The 20336-nt window shown below is 69.3% G+C and carries 18 protein-coding genes; 9 read left to right on the top strand and 9 right to left on the bottom strand.

Going from position 1 to position 20336, the window contains the following annotated elements; all coding sequences use genetic code 11:
- Window positions 1-28: 28 nt before the first annotated feature.
- Genes hisN through K8P63_RS01505 form a run of 5 tightly spaced genes read right to left on the bottom strand, consistent with a single transcriptional unit; the run spans window position 29 to window position 4656 of the window.
- Entirely contained in the window at window positions 29-793 is a 765-nt protein-coding gene (gene hisN, locus K8P63_RS01525; RefSeq protein WP_223798129.1) for a histidinol-phosphatase, read from the bottom strand.
- Window positions 790-2367, bottom strand: coding sequence for an MFS transporter (locus K8P63_RS01520; protein WP_223798128.1), 1578 nt, complete (start codon window positions 2365-2367; stop codon window positions 790-792). The genes hisN and K8P63_RS01520 overlap by 4 nt, the downstream gene beginning before the upstream one ends.
- 2 nt (window positions 2368-2369) lie before the next feature.
- Entirely contained in the window at window positions 2370-2897 is a 528-nt protein-coding gene (locus K8P63_RS01515; protein ID WP_223798127.1) for a hypothetical protein, read from the bottom strand.
- A gap of 44 nt (window positions 2898-2941) precedes the next feature.
- Window positions 2942-3274 (bottom strand): acyl-CoA thioesterase, encoded by a 333-nt coding sequence (locus tag K8P63_RS01510; protein ID WP_223799923.1) that lies wholly within the window; start codon window positions 3272-3274, stop codon window positions 2942-2944.
- 59 nt (window positions 3275-3333) lie between these two features.
- On the bottom strand, window positions 3334-4656 hold the full coding sequence (locus tag K8P63_RS01505; protein ID WP_223798126.1) for a pyruvate dehydrogenase complex dihydrolipoamide acetyltransferase: 1323 nt from the start codon (window positions 4654-4656) through the stop codon (window positions 3334-3336).
- A 112-nt stretch (window positions 4657-4768) separates the two neighbouring features.
- Here K8P63_RS01505 and K8P63_RS01500 point away from each other — a divergent pair, with 112 nt between their 5' ends.
- Window positions 4769-5224 carry a universal stress protein gene (locus tag K8P63_RS01500; protein ID WP_223798125.1) on the top strand — a complete coding sequence of 152 codons (456 nt, stop codon included), beginning with the start codon at window positions 4769-4771 and terminating at the stop codon, window positions 5222-5224.
- A 78-nt stretch (window positions 5225-5302) separates the two neighbouring features.
- On the top strand, window positions 5303-6466 hold the full coding sequence (locus K8P63_RS01495) for an SMP-30/gluconolactonase/LRE family protein (RefSeq protein ID WP_223798124.1): 1164 nt from the start codon (window positions 5303-5305) through the stop codon (window positions 6464-6466).
- A 1-nt stretch (window position 6467) separates the two neighbouring features.
- Here the strand turns inward: K8P63_RS01495 and K8P63_RS01490 are convergent, their stop codons facing one another.
- Together K8P63_RS01490 and ubiG are read right to left on the bottom strand one after the other, a co-directional pair.
- A complete protein-coding gene (locus K8P63_RS01490) occupies window positions 6468-7658 on the bottom strand; it encodes a M48 family metalloprotease (protein ID WP_223798123.1) in 1191 nt (396 codons plus the stop codon).
- Between the two features lies 1 nt (window position 7659).
- The gene (gene ubiG, locus K8P63_RS01485) at window positions 7660-8385 is read right to left on the bottom strand and encodes a bifunctional 2-polyprenyl-6-hydroxyphenol methylase/3-demethylubiquinol 3-O-methyltransferase UbiG (protein ID WP_223798122.1); all 726 of its coding nucleotides are present in this window, start codon (window positions 8383-8385) and stop codon (window positions 7660-7662) included.
- A gap of 78 nt (window positions 8386-8463) precedes the next feature.
- On the opposite strand from ubiG, the gene K8P63_RS01480 reads away from it, so the two are divergent.
- Window positions 8464-9723 carry an aspartate kinase gene (locus tag K8P63_RS01480; RefSeq protein WP_223798121.1) on the top strand — a complete coding sequence of 420 codons (1260 nt, stop codon included), beginning with the start codon at window positions 8464-8466 and terminating at the stop codon, window positions 9721-9723.
- 23 nt (window positions 9724-9746) lie between these two features.
- Window positions 9747-10733, top strand: coding sequence for an NAD(P)H-dependent flavin oxidoreductase (locus K8P63_RS01475; protein WP_223799922.1), 987 nt, complete (start codon window positions 9747-9749; stop codon window positions 10731-10733).
- Between the two features lie 10 nt (window positions 10734-10743).
- Here K8P63_RS01475 and K8P63_RS01470 read toward each other — a convergent pair whose 3' ends face one another.
- Window positions 10744-11007: a hypothetical protein gene (locus K8P63_RS01470; protein ID WP_223798120.1), complete on the bottom strand. Its 264-nt coding sequence runs from the start codon at window positions 11005-11007 to the stop codon at window positions 10744-10746.
- A gap of 149 nt (window positions 11008-11156) precedes the next feature.
- Between K8P63_RS01470 and ptsP the strand changes: the two genes are divergently transcribed.
- From ptsP to ftsH, 5 genes are all read left to right on the top strand, one after another.
- Entirely contained in the window at window positions 11157-13433 is a 2277-nt protein-coding gene (gene ptsP / locus K8P63_RS01465; protein WP_223798119.1) for a phosphoenolpyruvate--protein phosphotransferase, read from the top strand.
- Between the two features lie 91 nt (window positions 13434-13524).
- Entirely contained in the window at window positions 13525-14370 is an 846-nt protein-coding gene (locus K8P63_RS01460) for a helix-turn-helix domain-containing protein (protein WP_223798118.1), read from the top strand.
- Window positions 14371-14450: 80 nt separating this feature from the next.
- Window positions 14451-15404, top strand: a complete 954-nt coding sequence (locus tag K8P63_RS01455; protein WP_223798117.1) for a tetratricopeptide repeat protein — start codon at window positions 14451-14453, stop codon at window positions 15402-15404.
- Between the two features lie 126 nt (window positions 15405-15530).
- Window positions 15531-16478 (top strand): tRNA lysidine(34) synthetase TilS, encoded by a 948-nt coding sequence (gene tilS / locus K8P63_RS01450; RefSeq protein WP_223798116.1) that lies wholly within the window; start codon window positions 15531-15533, stop codon window positions 16476-16478.
- A 77-nt stretch (window positions 16479-16555) separates the two neighbouring features.
- Window positions 16556-18505: an ATP-dependent zinc metalloprotease FtsH gene (gene ftsH / locus K8P63_RS01445; RefSeq protein ID WP_223798115.1), complete on the top strand. Its 1950-nt coding sequence runs from the start codon at window positions 16556-16558 to the stop codon at window positions 18503-18505.
- A gap of 64 nt (window positions 18506-18569) precedes the next feature.
- Here ftsH and K8P63_RS01440 read toward each other — a convergent pair whose 3' ends face one another.
- Complete coding sequence (locus K8P63_RS01440) at window positions 18570-20318, bottom strand: aspartyl protease family protein (protein ID WP_223798114.1); 1749 nt, start codon at window positions 20316-20318, stop codon at window positions 18570-18572.
- Between the last annotated feature and the right edge of the window lie 18 nt (window positions 20319-20336).

Raw genomic sequence — 20336 nt, 5'->3', positions numbered from 1 at the left:
TCCGCCCCGCTTACCGCCTGCGAGGGTTTCAGGCCAGCGCCGCCACCGCCGCCTCGATCAGCGCGGGATCGCCCGCGGCGATGACATGGCCGCTGCTGCCGGCGTCGAGCGGCCTGCCCGCCCAATCGGTCATGCGCCCGCCCGCGCCCTCGACCACCGGCACGAGCGCCGCGAAATCGTGCAGCTTGAGCCCGCTCTCGACGACCAGGTCGAGATGGCCCGAGGCGAGCAGGCCGTAATTATGACAGTCGCCGCCCCACAACACGTCGTGGCAGGCACCGCGCAACCGCTCGAACGCGGCCCATTCGGGCGGCGCGAAATAGGATGGGCCGGTGGTGGCGATATAGGCAGAGGCGAGCGCGCCGCACGCGCGCACCGTGGCGGCCTCGCCATTGAGCTGTGTGGGCCGGCCCGCAGCGCCCAGCCAGCGGTCGCGTGCGATCGGCTGGTCGATCACGCCCAGCACCGGTCGCCCCGCCTCCAGCAGCGCGATGAGCGTGCCGAACAGCGGCCGGCCGGCGAGGAAGGCGCGCGTGCCGTCGATCGGATCGATCACCCAGACGCGCTCCGCCTCGGGCCGATCGTCGCCAAATTCCTCACCGATCACGCCGTCCGCCGGGCGCTCCGCCGCCAGGATCGCGCGGATCGCCGTCTCGGCGGCGCGATCGACCTCGGTCACCGGCGAGGCGTCGGACTTGGTCTCCATCGCGAACGGCCGGCGGTAGAAAGGGCGGATCGCCGCGCCCGCTGCATCGGCGAGCCGGTTCACCAGCATGATGTCGTCGTCGGTCATTCGAGCTCCCGTCCGGCGGTTTCGGGCAAGGTCGCGGCGCTGACGATCAGGCTGAGGATCGCCACCGCGACGACGTACCACAGGCCGGCGAACGGATCGCCGGTCCGCGCCACGGCATATTGAACGATGAAGGGCAGGAAGCCGCCGAAATAGCCGGTGCCGACATTGTAGGGGATCGACAGCGAGGTGTAGCGCACCCGCGCCGGGAACAGTTCGACCAGCCATGCCGCGAGCGGGCCGAAGGTCATGCCCGAGAACAGCGCCAGCCCCATGATCGCGAGCGCGACGCGGATCGCCGCGCCATAATCCGGCACCACCTTGTCCGGCGGATAGCCTGCCCCCGCCAGCGCCGAGGCGAGCGAAGCGTCGTCCAGCGCCAGCACCGGATGGCCGCCGATCGTCACGCTCGGCGGCACGCCCGGCGCGGCCGACGCCTTGGTGTAGGCGACCCCGCGTTTCGACAAGCTGTCGAGGATGCGGGCACATGGCGTCGCCTGGCCGTGGGAGGCGAAGGGATCGTAGCGGCAGTCGCTGCCGGTCACGATCACCGGTGCGCGGGCACGTGCCGCCGCCAGCACCGGGTTGCCGTCCTCGGCCATCTGGCGATGCAGCGGGAAGATGCAGAGGATCGCCAGCACATAGCCGACCACGATCGGCGGCTTGCGCCCGACATGATCCGACAGCCAGCCGAACAGGACGTACCAGATCATGCTGCTGGCCGCGGCGAGGCCGACGATCAGCCGCGCGGGCGTGTCGGCGATGCGCACGGTGTTCTGGAGGAAATAGAGCGACTGGATCTGCGCCGAATAGAACAGCACCGTCATGCCCGCCGCCACGCCGAGCACGGCGAGGATGCGCAGCGCCTTGGCGCGGCTGTCGAAGCTTTCGCGCAGCGGATTGCCGGCGACGCGCCCCTCGGCCTGCATCGTGCGGAACACCGGGCTTTCATGCAGCAGCATCCGCACCCACAAGGATACGGCGAGCAGCACGGTGCTGAACAGGAACGGCAGGCGCCAACCCCATTCGGTCCACGCCGCCGGCGCGACATAGGCATTGGCCGCCAGCACCACCGCGAGGCTGAGCAGGAAGCCGCCCGCCACCCCGGCATGGATGAAGCTGGTGTAGAGCCCGCGGCGATGCGCCGGCGCATATTCGGCGACATAGACCGCCGCCCCGCCATATTCGCCGCCCAGCGCCAGCCCCTGACCGATGCGCAGCAGGACGAGGATGGCGGGCGCGGCGATGCCGATCGTGGCGTAGGTCGGCAGCAGGCCGATCGCCGCGGTCGAGCCGCCCATCAGCACGACCGTCGCGAGGAAGGTGTATTTGCGGCCCAGCCGGTCGCCGAGCACCCCGAACAAAGCCGCGCCGATCGGCCGCATGCCGAAGCCGACGCCGAACGTCGCCAGCGCGATCAGCAGCGAAACCGTCTCGTTTCCAGCGGGAAAGAAATGCGAACCGATGATCCCGGCGAGCGTGCCGTAGACGAAGAAATCATACCATTCGAACATCGTGCCGAGCGCGGACGCGACCACCACCAGCCGCATCGAGGCGGCACGCTCCCCATCCGCCATCCTCAGCCGACCCGGATCGCGCGCGTCGCATGGCCGTAGCGGCCGATCTTCAGCATATAGCTGCCCATCGCCGCGCGGCGGATGCGGATTTCCGCGCCGGGCTTCGGCGGATCGACAAGGCCGGTCTCGATCGTCCGCCACACGGCGCCGCTGGCGATGCGGATCGTCCACTGATCGTAGCCATATTGGCTGACCGAGACGACGGTCGAGACGATCTCGACCGGATCGATCGAGGGACGGCGCGGTGCGCTCGGCAATCTCCGCTCGGGAACGAGCACGCCGAAACCGACGGTGCGGTCCTGCGCCACCTGTTCGCGATCGACGATCACCACGCGCCGCGCCGCCACTGCCTGCTGCAGCGTATCGAGCGCGGCATCGTAGCAGGTCGCGCGCGCGCGCGGGTCGGCGGTCTGGCGGCAGTTCACCAGCGGCGCGAGCGCGCGATCGGAGGCGCGACCGCTATCCTGCGCGTCGGCGGCGACGGCCGCCAACGTCGTCATGGCCCAGCCGAGCGCCACGCGCCTTACCATCCGTCCCCCTCAACCTCGCGCGCCGGACTTACGCCGACCAGCCATCATGGCACGATGGGACGCGGCCGGCCATCCTCGCCGATGGCGACGAAGGTGAAATGGGCGTGGGTGACGCGGTCGCTCTCGGTGCCCGCGCGGACGCGGCGCCACGCGGCGACCTCGATCTTCATCGACGAGCGGCCGGTCGACACCACCTCGGCATAGACCGACACCACGTCGCCGACCTTGACCGGCCGGTGGAAGGTCATGCCATCGATCGCGATGGTGACGGCACGGCCGCCGCTATATTGCGCGGCGACCGTGCCGGCGGCCGAATCCATCTGGCTCAGCAGCCAGCCGCCGAAGATATCACCATAAGGATTGGTGTCGGCCGGCATCGCCACGACGCGGATCGCCGGCTCGACCTCCGGCGGACCGGCGGGCTGGTCGCTGCCGCTCAAGCCAGCATCGCCAGCGGGTTCTCCACCAGCCGCTTGAACGCCGCCATGAAGGCCGCGCCGTCCGCGCCATCGATCGCGCGATGGTCGAAGCTGCCGGTCGCCGACATGATCGTGGCGACGGTCAGCTCGTCACCGACGACATAGGGCCGCTTCTCGCCCGCGCCGATCGCGAGGATCATCGCCTGCGGCGGGTTGATGACCGCCTCGAACTGCTTGATGCCGTACATGCCCATGTTGGACAGGCTGGCGGTGCCGCCCTGATATTCGTGCGGCTGCAGCTTGCCCTCGCGCGCCCGGCCCGCGAGATCCTTGATCTCGGTGGCGATGGCGGAGAGCGACTTGGTGTCGGCGCCGGTGACGACCGGCGTGATGAGCCCGCCGGGGATCGACACCGCGACCGAGATGTCGGCGCGCTTGAACTGGATCAGCGTGTCGCCGCCGAACTGCACGTTGCAGGCCGACACCTCCATCAACGCAACAGCCTGCGCCTTGACGAGCATGTCGTTGACCGACAGCTTCACGCCGCGGCTCTCCAGCCCCTTGTTGAGCTCGGTGCGCAGCTTCAGCAGCGCGTCGAGGTTGATGTCGACGGTCAGGTAGATGTGCGGCACCTGCTGCTTCGACTCGGTCAGGCGGCGCGCGATCGTCTTGCGCATGTTCGACAGCTTGACCGTCTCGGCCGGCACGCCCTCGGGCGCGGCGGTGACCGGAGCCGGCTTCGGCGCTTCGGCAGCGGCCGACGCAGGCGCGGCGGCCGGGGCCGGCTTGGCCTGGCCGGGCTGCGCGCCCTCGACGTCGGCCTTGACGATGCGGCCGTTCGGGCCGGTGCCGGCAAGCGCCGCCAGGTCGAGGCCCTTCTGTTCGGCGATGCGACGGGCGAGCGGGGTCGCCCGGACGCGGTCGCCACTGGCGGCAGGCGCGGCAGCGGCGCTCGCGCTCACGTCGGACGGCTTGGGATCGGTCGCCGGGCTCGCACCATAGCCCTTCTCGGCCACTTCGGGCTCAGCCTTTGGGGCGGCGGCAGGCTTGGCGGCGGGCGGCGCATCGGCCTTGGGGGCAGGTTCGGACGCATCCTCGTCCTCTCCGGCCAGCCACGCGATGGTGGCACCCACCTTCACGCCGTCCGATCCCTCGGCCACCATCAGCTTGGTGATCGTGCCTTCGTCGATGGTCTCGAACTCCATCGTCGCCTTGTCGGTCTCGATCTCGGCGAGGATATCGCCCGACTTGACGGTGTCGCCCTCCTTCACCAGCCATTTGGCGAGCGTCCCCTCCTCCATCGTCGGGGACAAAGCGGGCATCTTGATCTCGATCGGCATGGAGCGCGAAAGCCTTTTCGGGGAGCGGATGGTCGGCGCCTCATTTCGGCCAGCGGGCACTGCCGGTCAAGGCGCTTGCGTCGCGGGGGGCGACGCGACACTCTCGCGCGCCATGCGGACCTACCTCGCCGTGATCGACGACAAGCCCGAGGCGCGGGTCGCGCTGCGCTTCGCCGCGCGCCGCGCCGCCAAGACCGGCAGCGCCATCGCCATCCTCGCGCTGGTGCCGCAGGCCGAGTTCGTCCACCTCGCCAGCGTCCAGGCGGCGATGGAAGAGGAAGAGACACTGCGCGTCGAGGCGCTGGTCGCCGCCGCAGCCGGCGCGCTGCTGGAGGAAACCGGCGTGAAGCCCGAGATCATCGTACGGCAGGGAGAGGGCGTCGCGGTGGTCAACAAATTGCTCAAGGAACGCAGCGACGTCGCGGCGCTGGTGCTGGGCGCGGCGGTGGTCGACGGCCCCGGCCCGCTGGTCGCGCATTTTGCCGGCCCCGGCGCGGGCAAGATGACCTGCCCGGTGATGATCATCCCCGGCAGCCTCAGCGACGAGGCGCTCGACCGGCTGAGCTAGCCCGATCCGGCCATACGGAAACCCATATGCGGCTGCGGGGTTCGGGATCCATTCCGCCGCGCAAGAAAGCCCGTCTCGATGTCATTCCGCCTGTCCAGCCTTCGCAGCCGCTCGTTTCGCGTCGCCATCGGCGTCGCGTTGCTCGGAGCGGTCGGCGCGGCGCCCACGGCGACCGGCGTCGAGCGACCCGATAGCGTCGATCACGGCGCGCGGCCGAGCGGCAACGTCCGCGTCGTCGCGCGATTCGACCAGGCGCAGCCGTCGGGCATCGCGGCTCTCCCCGATGGCGGACTGGTCATCTCCTTCCCGCGCAGCGCGTTCGATCATCCGGGGCCGCGTCTCGGGCTATGGCGCGATGGCAAGCTCACCGCATGGCCCGACGCGGCAGCGCAGGCGCAGTTCGTCTCGCCGCTCGGCATGACGATCGACGCGCGCGGACGGCTGTGGCTGCTCGACGAGGGCATCGTCGCCGGCGCGCATGGCGCGCCGCGCCCGCATCTGTTCGCAATCGATCCGGCCACCCGTCGCATTGTGGAAGATATCGCGCTGGTCGCGCCGGGAGCCCCCACCGGGACGGCGGTCAACGACATCCGCATCGACCTGACGCACGGATCGGCCGGCACCGCCTATATTTCCGACATATCGGGCGATCATCCCGGCATCATCGTCGTCGATCTGGCGACGCGCGCCGCACGCCACCTCCTCACCGGCGCACCGCAGGTCAGCCCGGTTCCGGGGTTCGCGATGATGGTCGACGGCGATCTGAAGCGCTACGACCCGAGGCACCCCAATTTCGCGGTCGGCGCGATCGACGGCATCGTGCTGAGCGCCGACAAGAAGTGGCTTTACTGGTCGCCGCTCGCCGGCCGCCGGCTCTACAGCCTGCCGACCGCCTTGCTCGCCGACCCCGCCACGACCGAAGCAGCCTTACGCGCTGCGATTCGCGACGAGGGCGAAGTCGGCGTCGCCGACGGCATGGCGGCGGGGGCCGACGGCTCGCTCTTCTTCACCGATCTGGAGCGCCACGCGATCGAGCGGCTCTGGCCCGATGGCCACCTGTCGACCGTGGCGCGCGATCCGCGGCTGATCGCCCCCGACAGCATCGCGCTCACCAATGGCGGCATGTTCGTCACCGTCGGCCAATGGTCGCGGTTGCCGAGCTACCATGATGGCCGCGATCTGGTCGAACGGCCGTGGCTGGTCGTCCATATCGACGCGCCGGGTGTCGCGCCCGCGCGCTAGATCACTTCCCGACGAGATCGGGATGCTGCGCCTTCCACACCATCGCCCGATGCACGCGCCGTTCGACGCTCGGATGATCGTAGAAGATCGCCTCCTCGATCCATGACGGCGAGGAGGCGCGATAGGCGATCGTCTTGACCAGCGCCTTCGCCATGCCGTCGGGCTCGTGCGCATGATCGTAGGAAAAGCGATCGGCGTCGCTTTCCTCCAGCCGGGTCAGCGTGTTGGTCAGCGGCGTGGCGAGCAGGCCGAGCGTGGCGATCATCGCCATCAGCACGGGCAGGCCGGCCGGATCGGCGATGCCCGCGATTCGAGCAGCCTGCCCGGTCCAGCCGAGCACGACCGGAAAGAAGCGGCCGACGATCCACAGCCCCACGATCGCGATCAGGCCGAACCCCAGCACCATCCACAGCACATGCGCGCGGGCATAATGGCCCATTTCGTGGCCGACGACGCCGCGCACCTCGGCCAGATCGGCGCCCTGCGCGAACATCGTGTCGCTCATCGCGACGCGCGCGCTGCCGAACAGGCCGGAGACGTTGGCGGTGTAGCGCTCGGATTGCTTCGAGCCGTTGAAGACGAAGATCTTGTCCGACGGCACGCCGCTCCGTTTCGCCAACGCCACCACCGCGTCGCGCGTCGGCCCCGGCGGGGCCGGCGTATAGGTGTTGAACAAAGGCTCGATCAGGATCGGCCCGAGGATCAGCAGCACCGCCAGCGCCAGCACGACCACCCCGCCCGACCACGCCCACCACCAGCGCGGCGCACGGCGGATCAGCGCGAAGACCGCGAGCCCGATCAGCGCCCACACGATCGCGCTGATCGCGAACGACATGAGATTCTCGCCGAGCCAGCCGCCGAGTGGCTGCTTGGTCAGGCCATATTGGCCCTCGCGCCACCATGCCGAATAGATCGACCAGGGCAGTTCGAGCAGCCAGTCCGCCACCAGGAAGGCGACCACGCAGCCGAGCACGGCGAGGTTCGGCCGCGCGCGCCGCCGCTCGATCCGGTCGCGGATGCGGACGAGCAGACCCGACCGCAGGATGATCCACGCGGCGAGCACGGTGACCAGCCAGCCCCACAATAGCAGCCAGTGGCCGCCCTGCGTGTAAGCGGTCGCGCGGGCATGCGCCGCGGGCGACAGCGTCGCCATGTAGGCGGCGGTGGCGGCGTCGGGATCGAACCGGATCATGCTAGCTCCTGCGCGCCGTGACGAAATAACCCATCGCCATATTGGCCGACAGAGTGAAGCCGGTGCGCGGATCGAACGCCAGCCCGCGCGTATCGACGACGTCCAGCCCTTCCGCCACCAGCAATGCAGTCAGTTCGTCGGGGGTGAGGAACCGGCTCCAGTCGTGCGTGCCCTTCGGCACCATCCCCAGCCCCTCGCCCACGGTGATGAGTGCGAGCCGCGACAGCGGCGTGCGGTTGGGGGTCGAGAGGATCAGCAGGCCATCGTCGGCGAGCGCGCCGGCAAGGCCGGCGACGAACGCGGCCGGATCGGCGACATGCTCGATCACCTCCATCGACACGACCAGATCGAACCGTTCGCCCGCCACCTGCGCGAGATCGCCCGCCCGATAGTCGATCGCCAGCCCCTGCCCCGCCGCATGCGCCCGCGCGACCGCGACATTTTCGGGCGCAGCGTCGAGCCCAGTGACCGCCGCGCCGAGCCGCGCCAGCGGCTCCGACAGCAAACCCGCGCCGCAGCCGACGTCGAGCGCGCGGCGACCGGCGAGCGGCGTGCGTGTGCGCGGATCGAGGTCCCACGCCGCATCGACCTGCGCGCGCAGATAGACCAGCCGCGCCGGGTTCAGCCGGTGCAGCATCGCCGACGAGCCCTTGGGATCCCACCACTCCGCCGCGAGCGTGCCGAAATGCGCCGCCTCGGCGGGAACGATCGTGTCGGTTGCGTTCATGATGTCATGCCGCTAGCAGAGCGCCCGCCTGCGCCCAAGCCGGCATTCCCGTAATTTAGTTGCGAAGATCGACGCTCAATGGCCCGTATCGTGATGAAGTTCGGCGGGACCTCGATGGCCGGCATCGAGCGCATCCGCAATGTCGCCACCCGCGTGAAGCGCGAGGTGGAGCGTGGCAACGAGGTCGCGGTCGTCGTCTCGGCAATGGCGGGCGAGACCGATCGCCTCGTCAATTTCTGCCGCGAGGCCAGCCCGCTCTACGACCGCCGCGAATATGACGTTGTGGTCGCGTCGGGCGAGCAGGTGACCAGCGGGCTGCTGGCGATCGCGCTGCAGGCGCTGGGCGTGCGTGCGCGATCGTGGCTCGGCTGGCAGATGCCGATCGAGACGTCCGACGCGCATGCGTCGGCGCGCATCACCGGCATCGATACCACGGCGCTCGGCGCGGCGATGGCCTCGGGTGAGGTCGCGGTGATCCCCGGCTTCCAGGGCATGGCCGCCGACGGGCGGGTGACCACCCTCGGCCGCGGCGGATCGGATACCAGCGCGGTCGCGGTCGCCGCCGCGATGAAGGCGGATCGCTGCGACATCTACACCGACGTCGACGGCGTCTACACCACCGATCCGCGCATCGTGCCCAAGGCGCGCAAACTGAAGTATGTGACTTACGAAGAGATGCTCGAGCTGGCGAGCGTCGGTGCCAAGGTGTTGCAGACCCGCTCGGTCGGCCTGGCGATGAAGGAGGGCGTGCGCGTCCAGGTGCTGTCTTCGTTCGGCGACGCGCCGGACGGGGGCGACCTGCCGGGTACGATGATCGTGAACGAGGAAGAACTCGAGGAAAAGATGGAACGCCAGCTCATCACCGGCATCGCGCACGACAAGAACGAGGCGAAGGTGACGCTCACCGCCGTGCCCGACCGGCCCGGCGCGGTGGCGAGCATCTTCTCGCCGCTGGCCGAGGCCAGCATCAACGTCGACATGATCGTGCAGAACGTCGCGCATTCGACCGGCTCGACCGATGTGACCTTTACCGTGCCCGCCGCCGAACTGGCGCGCGCGCTGGACGTGCTGGACAAGGCGAAGGACGCGATCGGCTACGACAAGGTGATCCACGACACGTCGGTGGCGAAGATCACCGTCGTCGGCGTCGGCATGCGTAGCCACGCCGGCGTCGCGGCGCAGATGTTCAAGGCACTGGCCGACCGCAAGATCAACGTGCTCGCCATCACCACCAGCGAGATCAAGGTCTCGGTGCTGATCGACGAGGATTATACCGAGCTCGCCGTCCGCGTGCTCCACACCGCCTACGGGCTCGACGCCAGCGACGAGGCCGCGTGAGCCATCCCAAGCTCGACGCGCTGATGGCGCGCGGTGCGGCCTTCCTCGGCAGCACCCATGCGATCATGGCCGGCGCGATGTCGTGGGTGTCCGAACGGCATCTCGTCTCGGCCATCTCCAATGCGGGCGGCTTCGGTGTGATCGCGTGTGGCGCGATGACGCCCGATCTGCTGGATGCCGAGATCGCCGCGACCAAGGCGATGACCGACCGGCCGTTCGGCGTGAACCTCATCACGATGCACCCGATGCTGGCGGAGCTGATCGACGTGTGCGGACGCCACGGCGTCGGCCATGTCGTGCTGGCGGGCGGGCTGCCGCCGGCCGGCGCGATCGACCGGATCAAGGGCGGCGGCGCCAAGGTGCTGTGCTTCCCGCCGACGCTGCCCTTTGCCAAGAAGCTGATCCGGTCGGGCGTCGATGCGCTGGTGATCGAGGGAATGGAGGCCGGTGGCCATATCGGCCCGGTCTCGACCAGCGTGCTGGCACAGGAGATGCTGCCCGAGATCGCCGAGCAGGTGCCGGTGTTCGTCGCCGGCGGCATCGGCCGCGGCGAGGCGATGGCGGGTTATCTCGAAATGGGCGCAGCCGGCGTCCAGCTCGGCACGCGCTTCGTCTGCGCGACCGAGTGCATCGCGCATCCGAACTTCAAGAAGGCGTTCATCCGTGCCTCGGCGCGCGACGCGGTGGCGAGCGTGCAGATCGACCCGCGCCTGCCGGTGATCCCGGTGCGCGCGCTCAAGAATGCCGGCGGTGAATTGTTCTCGGCCAAGCAGCGCGAGGTGGCGCAGGCGCTGGACGAGGGGCGGCTCGCCATGGCCGAGGCGCAGCTCCAGATCGAACATTATTGGGCCGGCGCGCTGCGCCGTGCGGTGATCGACGGCGACGTCGAGCATGGCTCGGTGATGGCCGGTCAGTCGGTCGGCATGGTGACGAAGGAGGAACCGGTGGCAGACATCGTCGCCGCGTTGCTCGATCAGGGCGAAGCCGCGCTGGCCCGACGCGGAGCCTGACGGCTCCAGCCTAGCGCGGCGCCACCTTTCGCAGCACCAGATCGGCCTGCAGCGCGGCCATCGTCTCGCGGTTCGCCTCGCGCGCGATCAGCGCGCCGACGTGGATCAGCGTCGCCCGCTGTTCGTCGGGCAGATGGTCGGTCAGCCCCGACACCAGCACGGCGAGGTGGTAGACAGCATCGACCGCCCACATCTCGCCGTGCGGCAGACCACGCTCCACCGCCTGCATTTCATCGATCACCGTGCCCCAGGTTCCAGCCATGCTGTCGGTCATCGGTCGCTCGTCCGTTCCGTTGGTCAAATCCGCACCCCGGCCGGATGATCCGATAATCCTGCCTGATGGTTAATGCGGCTGGGCCGATGCGGGGAAACGCGACGGATCGAGGCATTTGCCGCGCGCCCGGTTTCTGTTAGCCCCGGTTTATGGGTGCTCCTTCCGCCACGTCCGCCGCGCGCGAGATCCTGACGCGGCTGCACGACGTGATGGCGGCGCGCACCGCCGCGCAGGCGAAGCTCAATCAGGTCGTGCAGATCATCGGCGAAGCGCTCAACAGCGAGGTCTGCTCGATCTACCTGCTGCGCGACGGCGTGCTGGAACTCTACGCCACGCGCGGGCTCAACCAGGAGGCGGTGCACGTCACCACGCTCGCGCTGGGCGAGGGGCTGGTCGGCACGATCGCCGAGGATGTCGAGACGCTCAATCTCGCTGAGGCGACCAGCCATCCCGATTTCTCGTACAAGCCGGAGACCGGCGAGGATCTCTATCACAGCTTCGCCGGGGTGCCGATCGTCCGCGCCGAGCGCTCGGTCGGCGTGCTGTGCGTGCAGCACGTCGCATCGCGCCGCTACGACGATGTCGAGATCGAGGCGCTGCAGACCGTCGCGATGGTGCTGGCCGAGCTGATCGCCGGCGCCGGCCTGATCGACGAGGCGGCCGCGCGCAGCGCCGATGCCCGCGATCAGGGCGCGATCCGCCTGAGCGGCCTCAAGCTGGTCGACGGGATGGGCGCCGGCTATGCCGTCTTCCACCAGCCGCGCGTCGTGGTCGAGCATATGATGGCGGAGGATACGGAGGCCGAGCGCCGCCGCGTCTATTCGGCCTTCGACAAGATGCGCGACCAGATCGACCGCATGATGAGCCAGGCCGAGTTTGGCGTGGCGGGCGAGCATCAGGACATTCTCGCCACCTACAAGATGTTCGCCTACGACGAGGGCTGGAGCCGTCGCATCAACGAGGCGATCGACTCGGGCCTGACCGCCGAAGCGGCGATCGAGCGCGTCCAGCAGCGCACGCGGATGCGGATGCGCGAGATCGACGACCCGCTGCTCGCCGATCGCATGCACGATCTGGAGGATCTCTCGAACCGGCTGCTGCGCATGGTTTCGGGCCAGCTCGGCACCGCCGCCCAGCTCGGCCTGCGCCGCGACTCGGTCCTGATCGCGCGCAATCTGGGGCCGGCCGAATTGCTGGAATATGATCGCCGGCGGCTGAAGGGCGTGATCCTGCAGGAGGGATCGCTGACGGCGCATGTCGTGATCGTCGCGCGCGCGATGGGCGTTCCGGTGTTGGGCCGGGTGCGCGACGCCCGCCGGACCATCGCCGAGGGCGACATGGTGCTGCTCGACGCGGGTCAGGGCGCCGCTTTCGTCCGCCCGGTCGCCACCACCGAGGAGGCGTTCGACGCGAAGCTCGCGCTGGGGCAGAAAAGGCGCGCCGAGTTCGCCGCGATGCGCGACCTGCCGCCGGTGACGCTGGACGGCACGCGCATCACCCTGATGGTCAATGCGGGGCTGCGCGACGATGTCGCCGCGCTCGACACGACCGGTGCCGACGGCATCGGCCTGTTCCGCACCGAGTTCGAGTTCCTGATCTCGGCCGAATTCCCCAAGCGCGAGCGCCAGCAGCGCATCTATCGCGACGTGCTGGACGCCGCGGGCGACCGGCCAGTGATCTTCCGCACGGTCGACATCGGCGGCGACAAGGTGCTGCCCTACATGAATGCGGACGATCCTGACGAGGAGAATCCGGCGATGGGCTGGCGCGCGATCCGGCTGGCGCTGGAGCGCGACGCGCTGATGAAGGCGCAGGCCGAGGCGCTGATCGCCGCGGCCGGCGGCCGCACGCTGAACGTCATGTTCCCGATGGTGTCCGAGCCGTGGGAGTTCGAGCAGGCGCGCGCCTTGTTCGAGGCGCAGCGCGCGCGCGTCGCGCGCAAGGGCAAGGCCCTGCCGCTCGCCGTCCGCTACGGATCGATGCTCGAGGTGCCGGCGCTGGCGGAGAGCCTCGACATATTGCTGCCCCAGATCGACTTCCTCTCGATCGGCACCAACGATCTCACGCAATTCCTGTTCGCGGCCGATCGGGCCCATCCCAAGCTGGCCGAACGCTACGACTGGCTGTCGCCCGCCATCCTGCGCTTCCTCGCGCGGGTGGTGCGTCAGTCCGACGCGGCGGGCGTGCCGGTCGGCGTGTGCGGCGAGATGGGCGGGCGCGCGCTGGAGGCATTGGCGCTGATCGGGATCGGGATCGAACGACTGTCGATCACGCCCGCGGCGATCGGCCCGGTCAAGGCGATGGTCCGCTCGGTCGACCTGTCCGCGATCCGGCGGGTGATGTCGGAATGGCTCGTCCACCCGCCGCGCGACATGCGCGCCGAGCTTACCCATTGGGCGACCGCGAACGACGTCCGCATTGCGTGAGGGCGGATGGCGGCAGGGTCCGATTTGACAGGGGCGTTTGACTATGCCTTCCCTGATTCAGATTAGTCAGCATACCGCGGCCGGAGGTTAAGTGAGCGATCAGGGCGAGGCGGGCGCATTCGACGAACGCGTGGGAGATCGACTGCGAGCGGCACGCGAAGCTGAAGGGCTGGAGCTGACCGATGTCGCCCAGCGCACGCGCATTCCGATCCGCCATCTCGCCGCGATCGAGGAGGGCGATTATTCGGGGCTTCCCGCCGCGACCTACAGCGCCGGTTTCGTCAAGAGCTACGCCCGACTGCTCGGGCTGGACGGGCAGCGCCTGTCGCAGGATTTCCGCGAGGAGATGGGCGGCGCGACGGTGGTGCGCCAGAACGTGATGACCTACGAGCCGGCCGATCCGCACCGGACGCCGCCCGCCGGGCTCGCGCTGGTCGTGCTGCTGATCGCGATCGTGGCCGGGCTCGGCTATCTCTACTGGCGCGGATCGCAGTCCGAGGCGCCGACCGAGCTTGCCGCAACGTCGAGCGACCGGCCGGCCACTCCGCCCGTCGCCGCCACTACACCTGCGCCTCAGCCGGCCGCTCCGGCCCCGGCCGCGCCCGCCATCGGCGGCCCGGTGGTGATCGGGGCGACGCAGGACGTGTGGATCAAGGTGGAGGATAGCGGGAAGACGCTGTTCATGGGGCTGCTGAAAACCTCCGATCATTTCGAGGTGCCCGCCACGGCGGTCGCGCCGATGCTCACCACCGGGCGGCCGGGCGTGACCACCATCACCGTCGGCGCGACGCCGATCCCGCCCGTGGGCGATCCCGATCGCGCCGCCAAGAACGTGTCGCTCAAGGCCGACGCGCTGCTGGCGCGCGTCGCGACGCCCGCACCCGCGACGCAGCCGCCGGCCGACGCGCCGACCCCGGTCGACAACGGCGCGAACTGAAGCGCTTCACCCGCGCGTCAGCTTGATTATGCTTGGGGCGTGAGCGGGCAGCGCCGCCCGCATATCCATTGGGAGCCCGCATGACCCGCCTTCGCCTCGGCATCGTCCTTCTGCTCGCATCGGCGGCATCGCCGGCGTGGGCCGATTCCAAGCCGGGCCTCGACCAGCGCGTCGACCGGGTCGAGCGCGAGCTGAAGGCCGTGCAACGCAAGGTCTTCCCCGGCGGAGCGCCCGCTTATTCGGAGCCCGAGATCGCCGCGCCCGCACCGCAGGCGGCGGCCGGCCTGCCGGCGAGCGCGCCGCTCAACGACCTGACGGCGCGCGTCAGCGATCTCGAGCGCGCGGTGTCGCAGATGACCGGCCGCGTCGAGGAGGCCGAGCATCGGCTGCAGATCATGTCCGAACAGAGCGCGCGCGACCGGCAGGAATTCGACACGCGCCTGAAGACGCTGGAGGCGGCATCCGCCCCGCCGCCGGCGCTCGCTGCACCCGCGCCGGCGCCGTTCGTCGATACCGGCCCCGCCCCGGCACGGCCCACCAAAAGCGGCAAGACCACGCCGCCACCGGGACGCCCCGCCAAGCTGATCGCCGAACCGGTCGACGAGACGCCCGCGCCCGCGGCCGATGCCGGCGCCGCGAGCGGCGATCCGGCCGAGGACGCCTACATGGCCGGCTATCGCCTGTGGTCGCAGAAGAAGTTCGCCGACGCCGAGACCGCGCTGAAGGCGGTCGTCGCCAAATATCCGAAGAGCAAGCGCGCCAGCTATGCACAGAATCTGCTCGGCCGCGCCTATCTCGACGACGGCCAGCCTGCGCGCGCCGCCGAGACGTTCGCCGCCAATTACCAGACCAATCCGCGCGGCGACCGTGCGCCCGACAGCCTCTATTATCTCGGCCAGTCGCTCTACCAGCTCAAGAAGACCAGCGACGCCTGCCGCGTCTATGACGAGCTCGACAGCGCCTATGGCGACAAGGTGCCCGACAGCCTGAAGCAGAAGGTCGCCGCCGGCCGCCGCGACGCCAAGTGCAAGTGACGCGCACCGCCGCAGCGCCCCGTCATCCCGGCACAGGCCGGGATCCAGGACGGCGGCACGGATGCGGCAACGCTCTGCGATCGACCATTACCCTGACCTGGATCCCGGCCTCCGCCGGGATGACGGATGGGCGGTAGCGACCATCTCGATCGCTTCGCGCAGGCGCTGACCGGCCTCGCGCCGTCCGACCGGCTCGCGCTTGCCGTCTCCGGCGGCCCCGACAGCCTCGCATTGCTGCTGCTCGCGCACGCGGCGCGGCCGGATACGGTGATCGCCGCGACCGTCGACCATGGGCTGCGGCTCGAGGCGCGTGCCGAGGCGATGATGGTGGCAGAGGTCTGCCGCACGCTCGGCGTACCGCATGCGATCCTGACGGTCGAAGTCGCCGACGATCCGGCCGGGCTGCAGGCGGCGGCGCGCGCGGCGCGCTACGCCGCGCTCGCGCGCTGGGCGGCGGGCGAAGGCGCGGCCATGCTCGCGACCGCGCACCACCAGGACGATCAGGCCGAGACCGTGTTGATGCGGCTAGTGCGCGGCGCGGGCATTGCCGGCCTCTCCGGCATCCGCCGCCGCCGGCCGCTGGACGGCGCGCCCGGCGTAGAGTTGGTCCGCCCGCTGCTCGACTGGACCAAGGCCGAGCTGGAGGCTTTAGTGGCCGAAGCCGGCCTGACACCGGCGCGCGACCCCTCGAACCTCGACCCGCGCTTCGATCGCACCCGCGCCCGCGCATTGTTGGCGCAAGGGTGGCCCGCCGCGGCGCGGCTCGCCGCGGTGGCGGATCGGCTGGCGGAGGCGGAGGAGGCGCTCGCGTGGACGGCGGCGCATCTCGCCGCGGCGCGCATCACGCAGGGCGAGGCGTTCGTGTCGATCGATCCGTTGGCGCTGCCGCGCGAGCATCGCCGCCGGCTGCTGCTCGCGGGCATCGCACGGCTCGCCCCCGATCGGCCGCCGCGCGGCGACGCGCTCGATCGGCTGCTCGATACGCTCGACGGCGGACGCGTCGGGACGTTGGTCGGCCTGCGCTGCGATCCCGGGCCGCCGTGGCGGCTCACGCAGGCGCCGTTCCACCGATAATATGGATCGCGGCTGTTCCATTGCCATTAACGTCTGCGCGCTTATCTTGTCGGTTCCATGAAAGGCGGGCGCACGCGATGAAGGACGACAAGGAGCCGCAGGGCACCAACCCCCTGATGAAGAATCTGGCCATATGGCTCGGAATTCTCCTTGCGATCGTATTGTTTGTCTCGCTGTTCGAAGGCGGCGGCAGCAAATCGGCGGGCGAGAGCGTCGCTTATTCCGACTTCCTGCAGGCGGTCGACTCGGGCTCGGTGCGCGAGGCCGACATCGGCAACGGCGTGATCGTCGGCAAATATTCGAACGGCGCGCAGTTCAAGACCTATGCCCCCGCCAATGATCCCACGCTGATCCAGCGTCTCGCCGGCAAGGGCGTGACCTTCCGCGCCCGGCCGGAGGAGCAGGCGAGCCTGTGGCAGTACGTCCTCGTCCAGGCGATGCCGTTCCTCATCATCGTCGGCATCGGCTATCTGGTGATGCGCCAGATGCAGAAGAATGCCGGCTCGGGCGCGATGGGCTTCGGCAAGAGCCGCGCCAAGATGCTGACCGAGAAGCAGGGCCGCGTCACGTTCGACGACGTCGCCGGCATCGACGAGGCGCGCGAGGAATTGCAGGAGATCGTCGATTTCCTGCGCGATCCCTCCAAGTTCGCCCGCCTCGGCGGCAAGATCCCGAAGGGCGCGCTGCTGGTCGGCTCGCCCGGCACCGGCAAGACCCTGCTCGCCCGCGCGATCGCGGGTGAGGCGAAGGTGCCGTTCTTCACCATTTCCGGTTCCGATTTCGTCGAGATGTTCGTCGGCGTCGGCGCCAGCCGCGTGCGCGACATGTTCGAGCAGGCGAAGAAGAGCGCGCCGTGCATCGTCTTCATCGACGAGATCGACGCGGTCGGCCGCCATCGCGGCGCCGGCCTCGGCAACGGCAATGACGAGCGCGAGCAGACGCTGAACCAGCTGCTGGTCGAGATGGACGGCTTCGAGGCGAACGAGGGCATCATCATCGTGGCGGCGACCAACCGCCCCGACGTGCTCGATCCCGCTCTGCTGCGTCCGGGCCGCTTCGACCGCCAGGTCGTGGTGCCCAAGCCCGATATCGAGGGCCGCGAGAAGATCCTCGACGTCCACATGAAGAAGCTGCCGCTGGCACCCGACGTCGATGCGCGCACGATCGCGCGCGGCACGCCGGGCTTCTCGGGCGCGGATCTCGCCAACCTCGCCAACGAGGCCGCTTTGCTCGCCGCACGCAAGGGCAAGCGTCTGATCGCGATGCGCGAGTTCGAGGAAGCCAAGGACAAGGTCATGATGGGCGCCGAGCGCAAATCGATGATCATGACCGAGGACGAGAAGCGCGCGACCGCGTTCCACGAGGCCGGCCATGCGCTCGTCTCGCTGCACGTCCCCGGCTGCGATCCGCTGCACAAGGTCACCATCATCCCGCGCGGCCGCGCGCTGGGCGTGACGTGGAACCTGCCCGAGCGCGACCGTTATTCGATGACGATGAAGCAGATGAAGGCGCGGCTCGCGCTCTGCTTCGGCGGCCGCATCGCCGAGCAGCTGATCTACGGCGCGGACGAGCTCAACACCGGCGCGTCCAACGACATCCAGCAGGCGACCGACATGGCCCGCTCGATGGTCATGGAATATGGCATGAGCGAGAAGCTCGGCTGGCTGCGCTATCGCGACAATCAGGACGAGGTGTTCCTCGGCCACTCGGTCGCGCGCAACCAGCATATGTCCGAAGAGACCGCGCGGCTGATCGACAGCGAAGTCCGCCGCCTGGTCGAAGAGGGCGAGAACCATGCCCGCCAGGTGCTGACCGACAATCTCGACGAGCTGCACCGGCTGGCTTCGGCCCTGCTGGAATATGAGACGCTCAACGGCGACGAGGCCAAGCGTGCCATCGCCGGCGACGATATCGGCCGCGAGGATCCGAAGCTCCGCGCGCCGCGCGCGCTGGCGGCCGGCGGCTCCTCGATCCCCAAGAGCCGCCGCCCCGGCGGCTGGGGCGAGCCGACCCCGGCCGGCGCCTGACGCCTGTCGTTTCGTGAATGCGAAGGGCGGTCCCGCGGGGCCGCCCTTTTCGTTTGAGAAGTCGTCAGGCGGCGATGCCGTTACGCTTCAGACGATCGATTCCTTTGGGGTCGATCGCGATGCCGGCGGCGATATCCTTGTCGCCCGCGGCCTTCTGGCCCTGGCGCAATTCCACCAACCCGTGACCGTAGAGCGAAGCGGCAAGCTTCGGGTCGAGCTTCAGCGCCGCATCGTAATCGGCCTTCGCGCCCGCCAGATCGCCCTGCCGGAGCCGGATCAGCCCGCGGCTGTCGAGCATAGCGCCATCCTTTGCGTTCCCCCGCAGCGCCTCGTTGCAGTCGGCCAGTCCTTCGGCCAGTTCGCGTCCGGCGAGACCACGCAGCCAGCAGCGCTCGTTGAGCAGAGCGGCGCGCAGCCCGCTTTGCCGATGCGCGTCGAGCCACAACGTCAGATGCGCGATCCCCGGCTCGAACGCGTCGATATCGCCGTAAAGACCGCCCAGAAACCGCTGCTCGTCGGCGTCCGCCGGCAATATCGATGCGAGCGCGTCGAGATCCCGGCGTGCCAATGCCGGCTTGTCCGCACCCACGCGCATCCGCGCGCTGGCGAGCAGTGCCTCGACATTCTTCGGGTCAATCGCCAGCGCGGCGTCGAGATCCTTGCGTGCAAGCGCAAGATTGCCCCCTTCGCGGTACATCGCCGCGCGCCCGAGCAGGTAACGCGACTCGTTCGGCGCCAGCGCGATCGCCTGCGCCATATCCGCCAGCGCATCCGCCCGGTCGCCGCGTGCGACCGAGGCCGACGCGCGCCGGGCATAGCTCTCGGCATCGGCAAGCTTCGGCTGGTTGGCCGTCGATGGCGCGGGTGCCGCACCGTCCTGCACCGACAGGTTGAAGACCGGGCCGCCATTATAGGTGAAGTAGAGTTTGTGCTGGCTCTTAGACACGTAGACGTGGTGCGAGAGGAAGAAATCCGCGCCGAGCAGCATGTCGACGTCGATATCCCCGCCCAGATCGCCGATCCGCAGGCGGGTGTTGCGAATCTCTTCGTCGCCGACCTTGAACGACGCGAACGGGCCGATCCACGTGTCGCGCGATCGCGCGCCGAAGCCATGCGCCAGCCCGGCCGGCACTACCCCCGGACTGGACGGCTTGACGCCGACGCGCGCGGCGGCAGGCAGGCTGAGGACCGACGTCGACGCGCCGGTATCGAAGATCGCCTTCATCGTGACGCCGTTCACGATCACCTGGCCGCGAATATGCCAGTTCCGCTCGACCGGCTCGATGCCGATCACCGAATAGGCCGTTCCGTTCCTGGCCCAATAGGGGCTCTGGTCGGCATCGCAGCCCGTCGCCTGGATCAGCCGCACGACGCCCTGGCCCAGATCATATTCGGTATCGCCGGAATTGAGGATGTTCTGGCCGAGCACGCTCCCGCTGCCGAGCAGAAACTGCAGGAAGCCCGGATAGCTTCCCGATGCCGCGATGGTCCGTCCCGACAGTGTCAGCGTCTGCGCCGCCGCGATGCCGGTATTCTCGCTCCCGCCGATGCCGATGATCTCGTAGCCCTTGCCCTGCGCGGAGAGCTTCATCCCGAATTTGGCGGCATCCTCGTGCGTGATCGTGCTCCAGAAGGCGCCGCTGTCGAGCAGGAAGGTCTTGTCAAAGCCGTTGACCTTGGTCGGCACCATCGGCCGGAGACCATTGAAGGTGATCGGCAACTCTGCCTTCAACCCGCGCGTGCACACCGCCCCGACAGGCGCTGCGGCCGCCGACGCCATTGCGAGCGCCGACGCCATAACGATCCGCTTCATCCATTCCCCCACGAAATC

The organism is Sphingomonas nostoxanthinifaciens, assembly GCF_019930585.1.
Classification (GTDB): Bacteria; Pseudomonadota; Alphaproteobacteria; order Sphingomonadales; family Sphingomonadaceae; genus Sphingomonas_I; species Sphingomonas_I nostoxanthinifaciens.
Note: the sequence above shows the minus strand (reverse complement) of the source record. Positions and strands in the feature narration are given on the sequence as shown.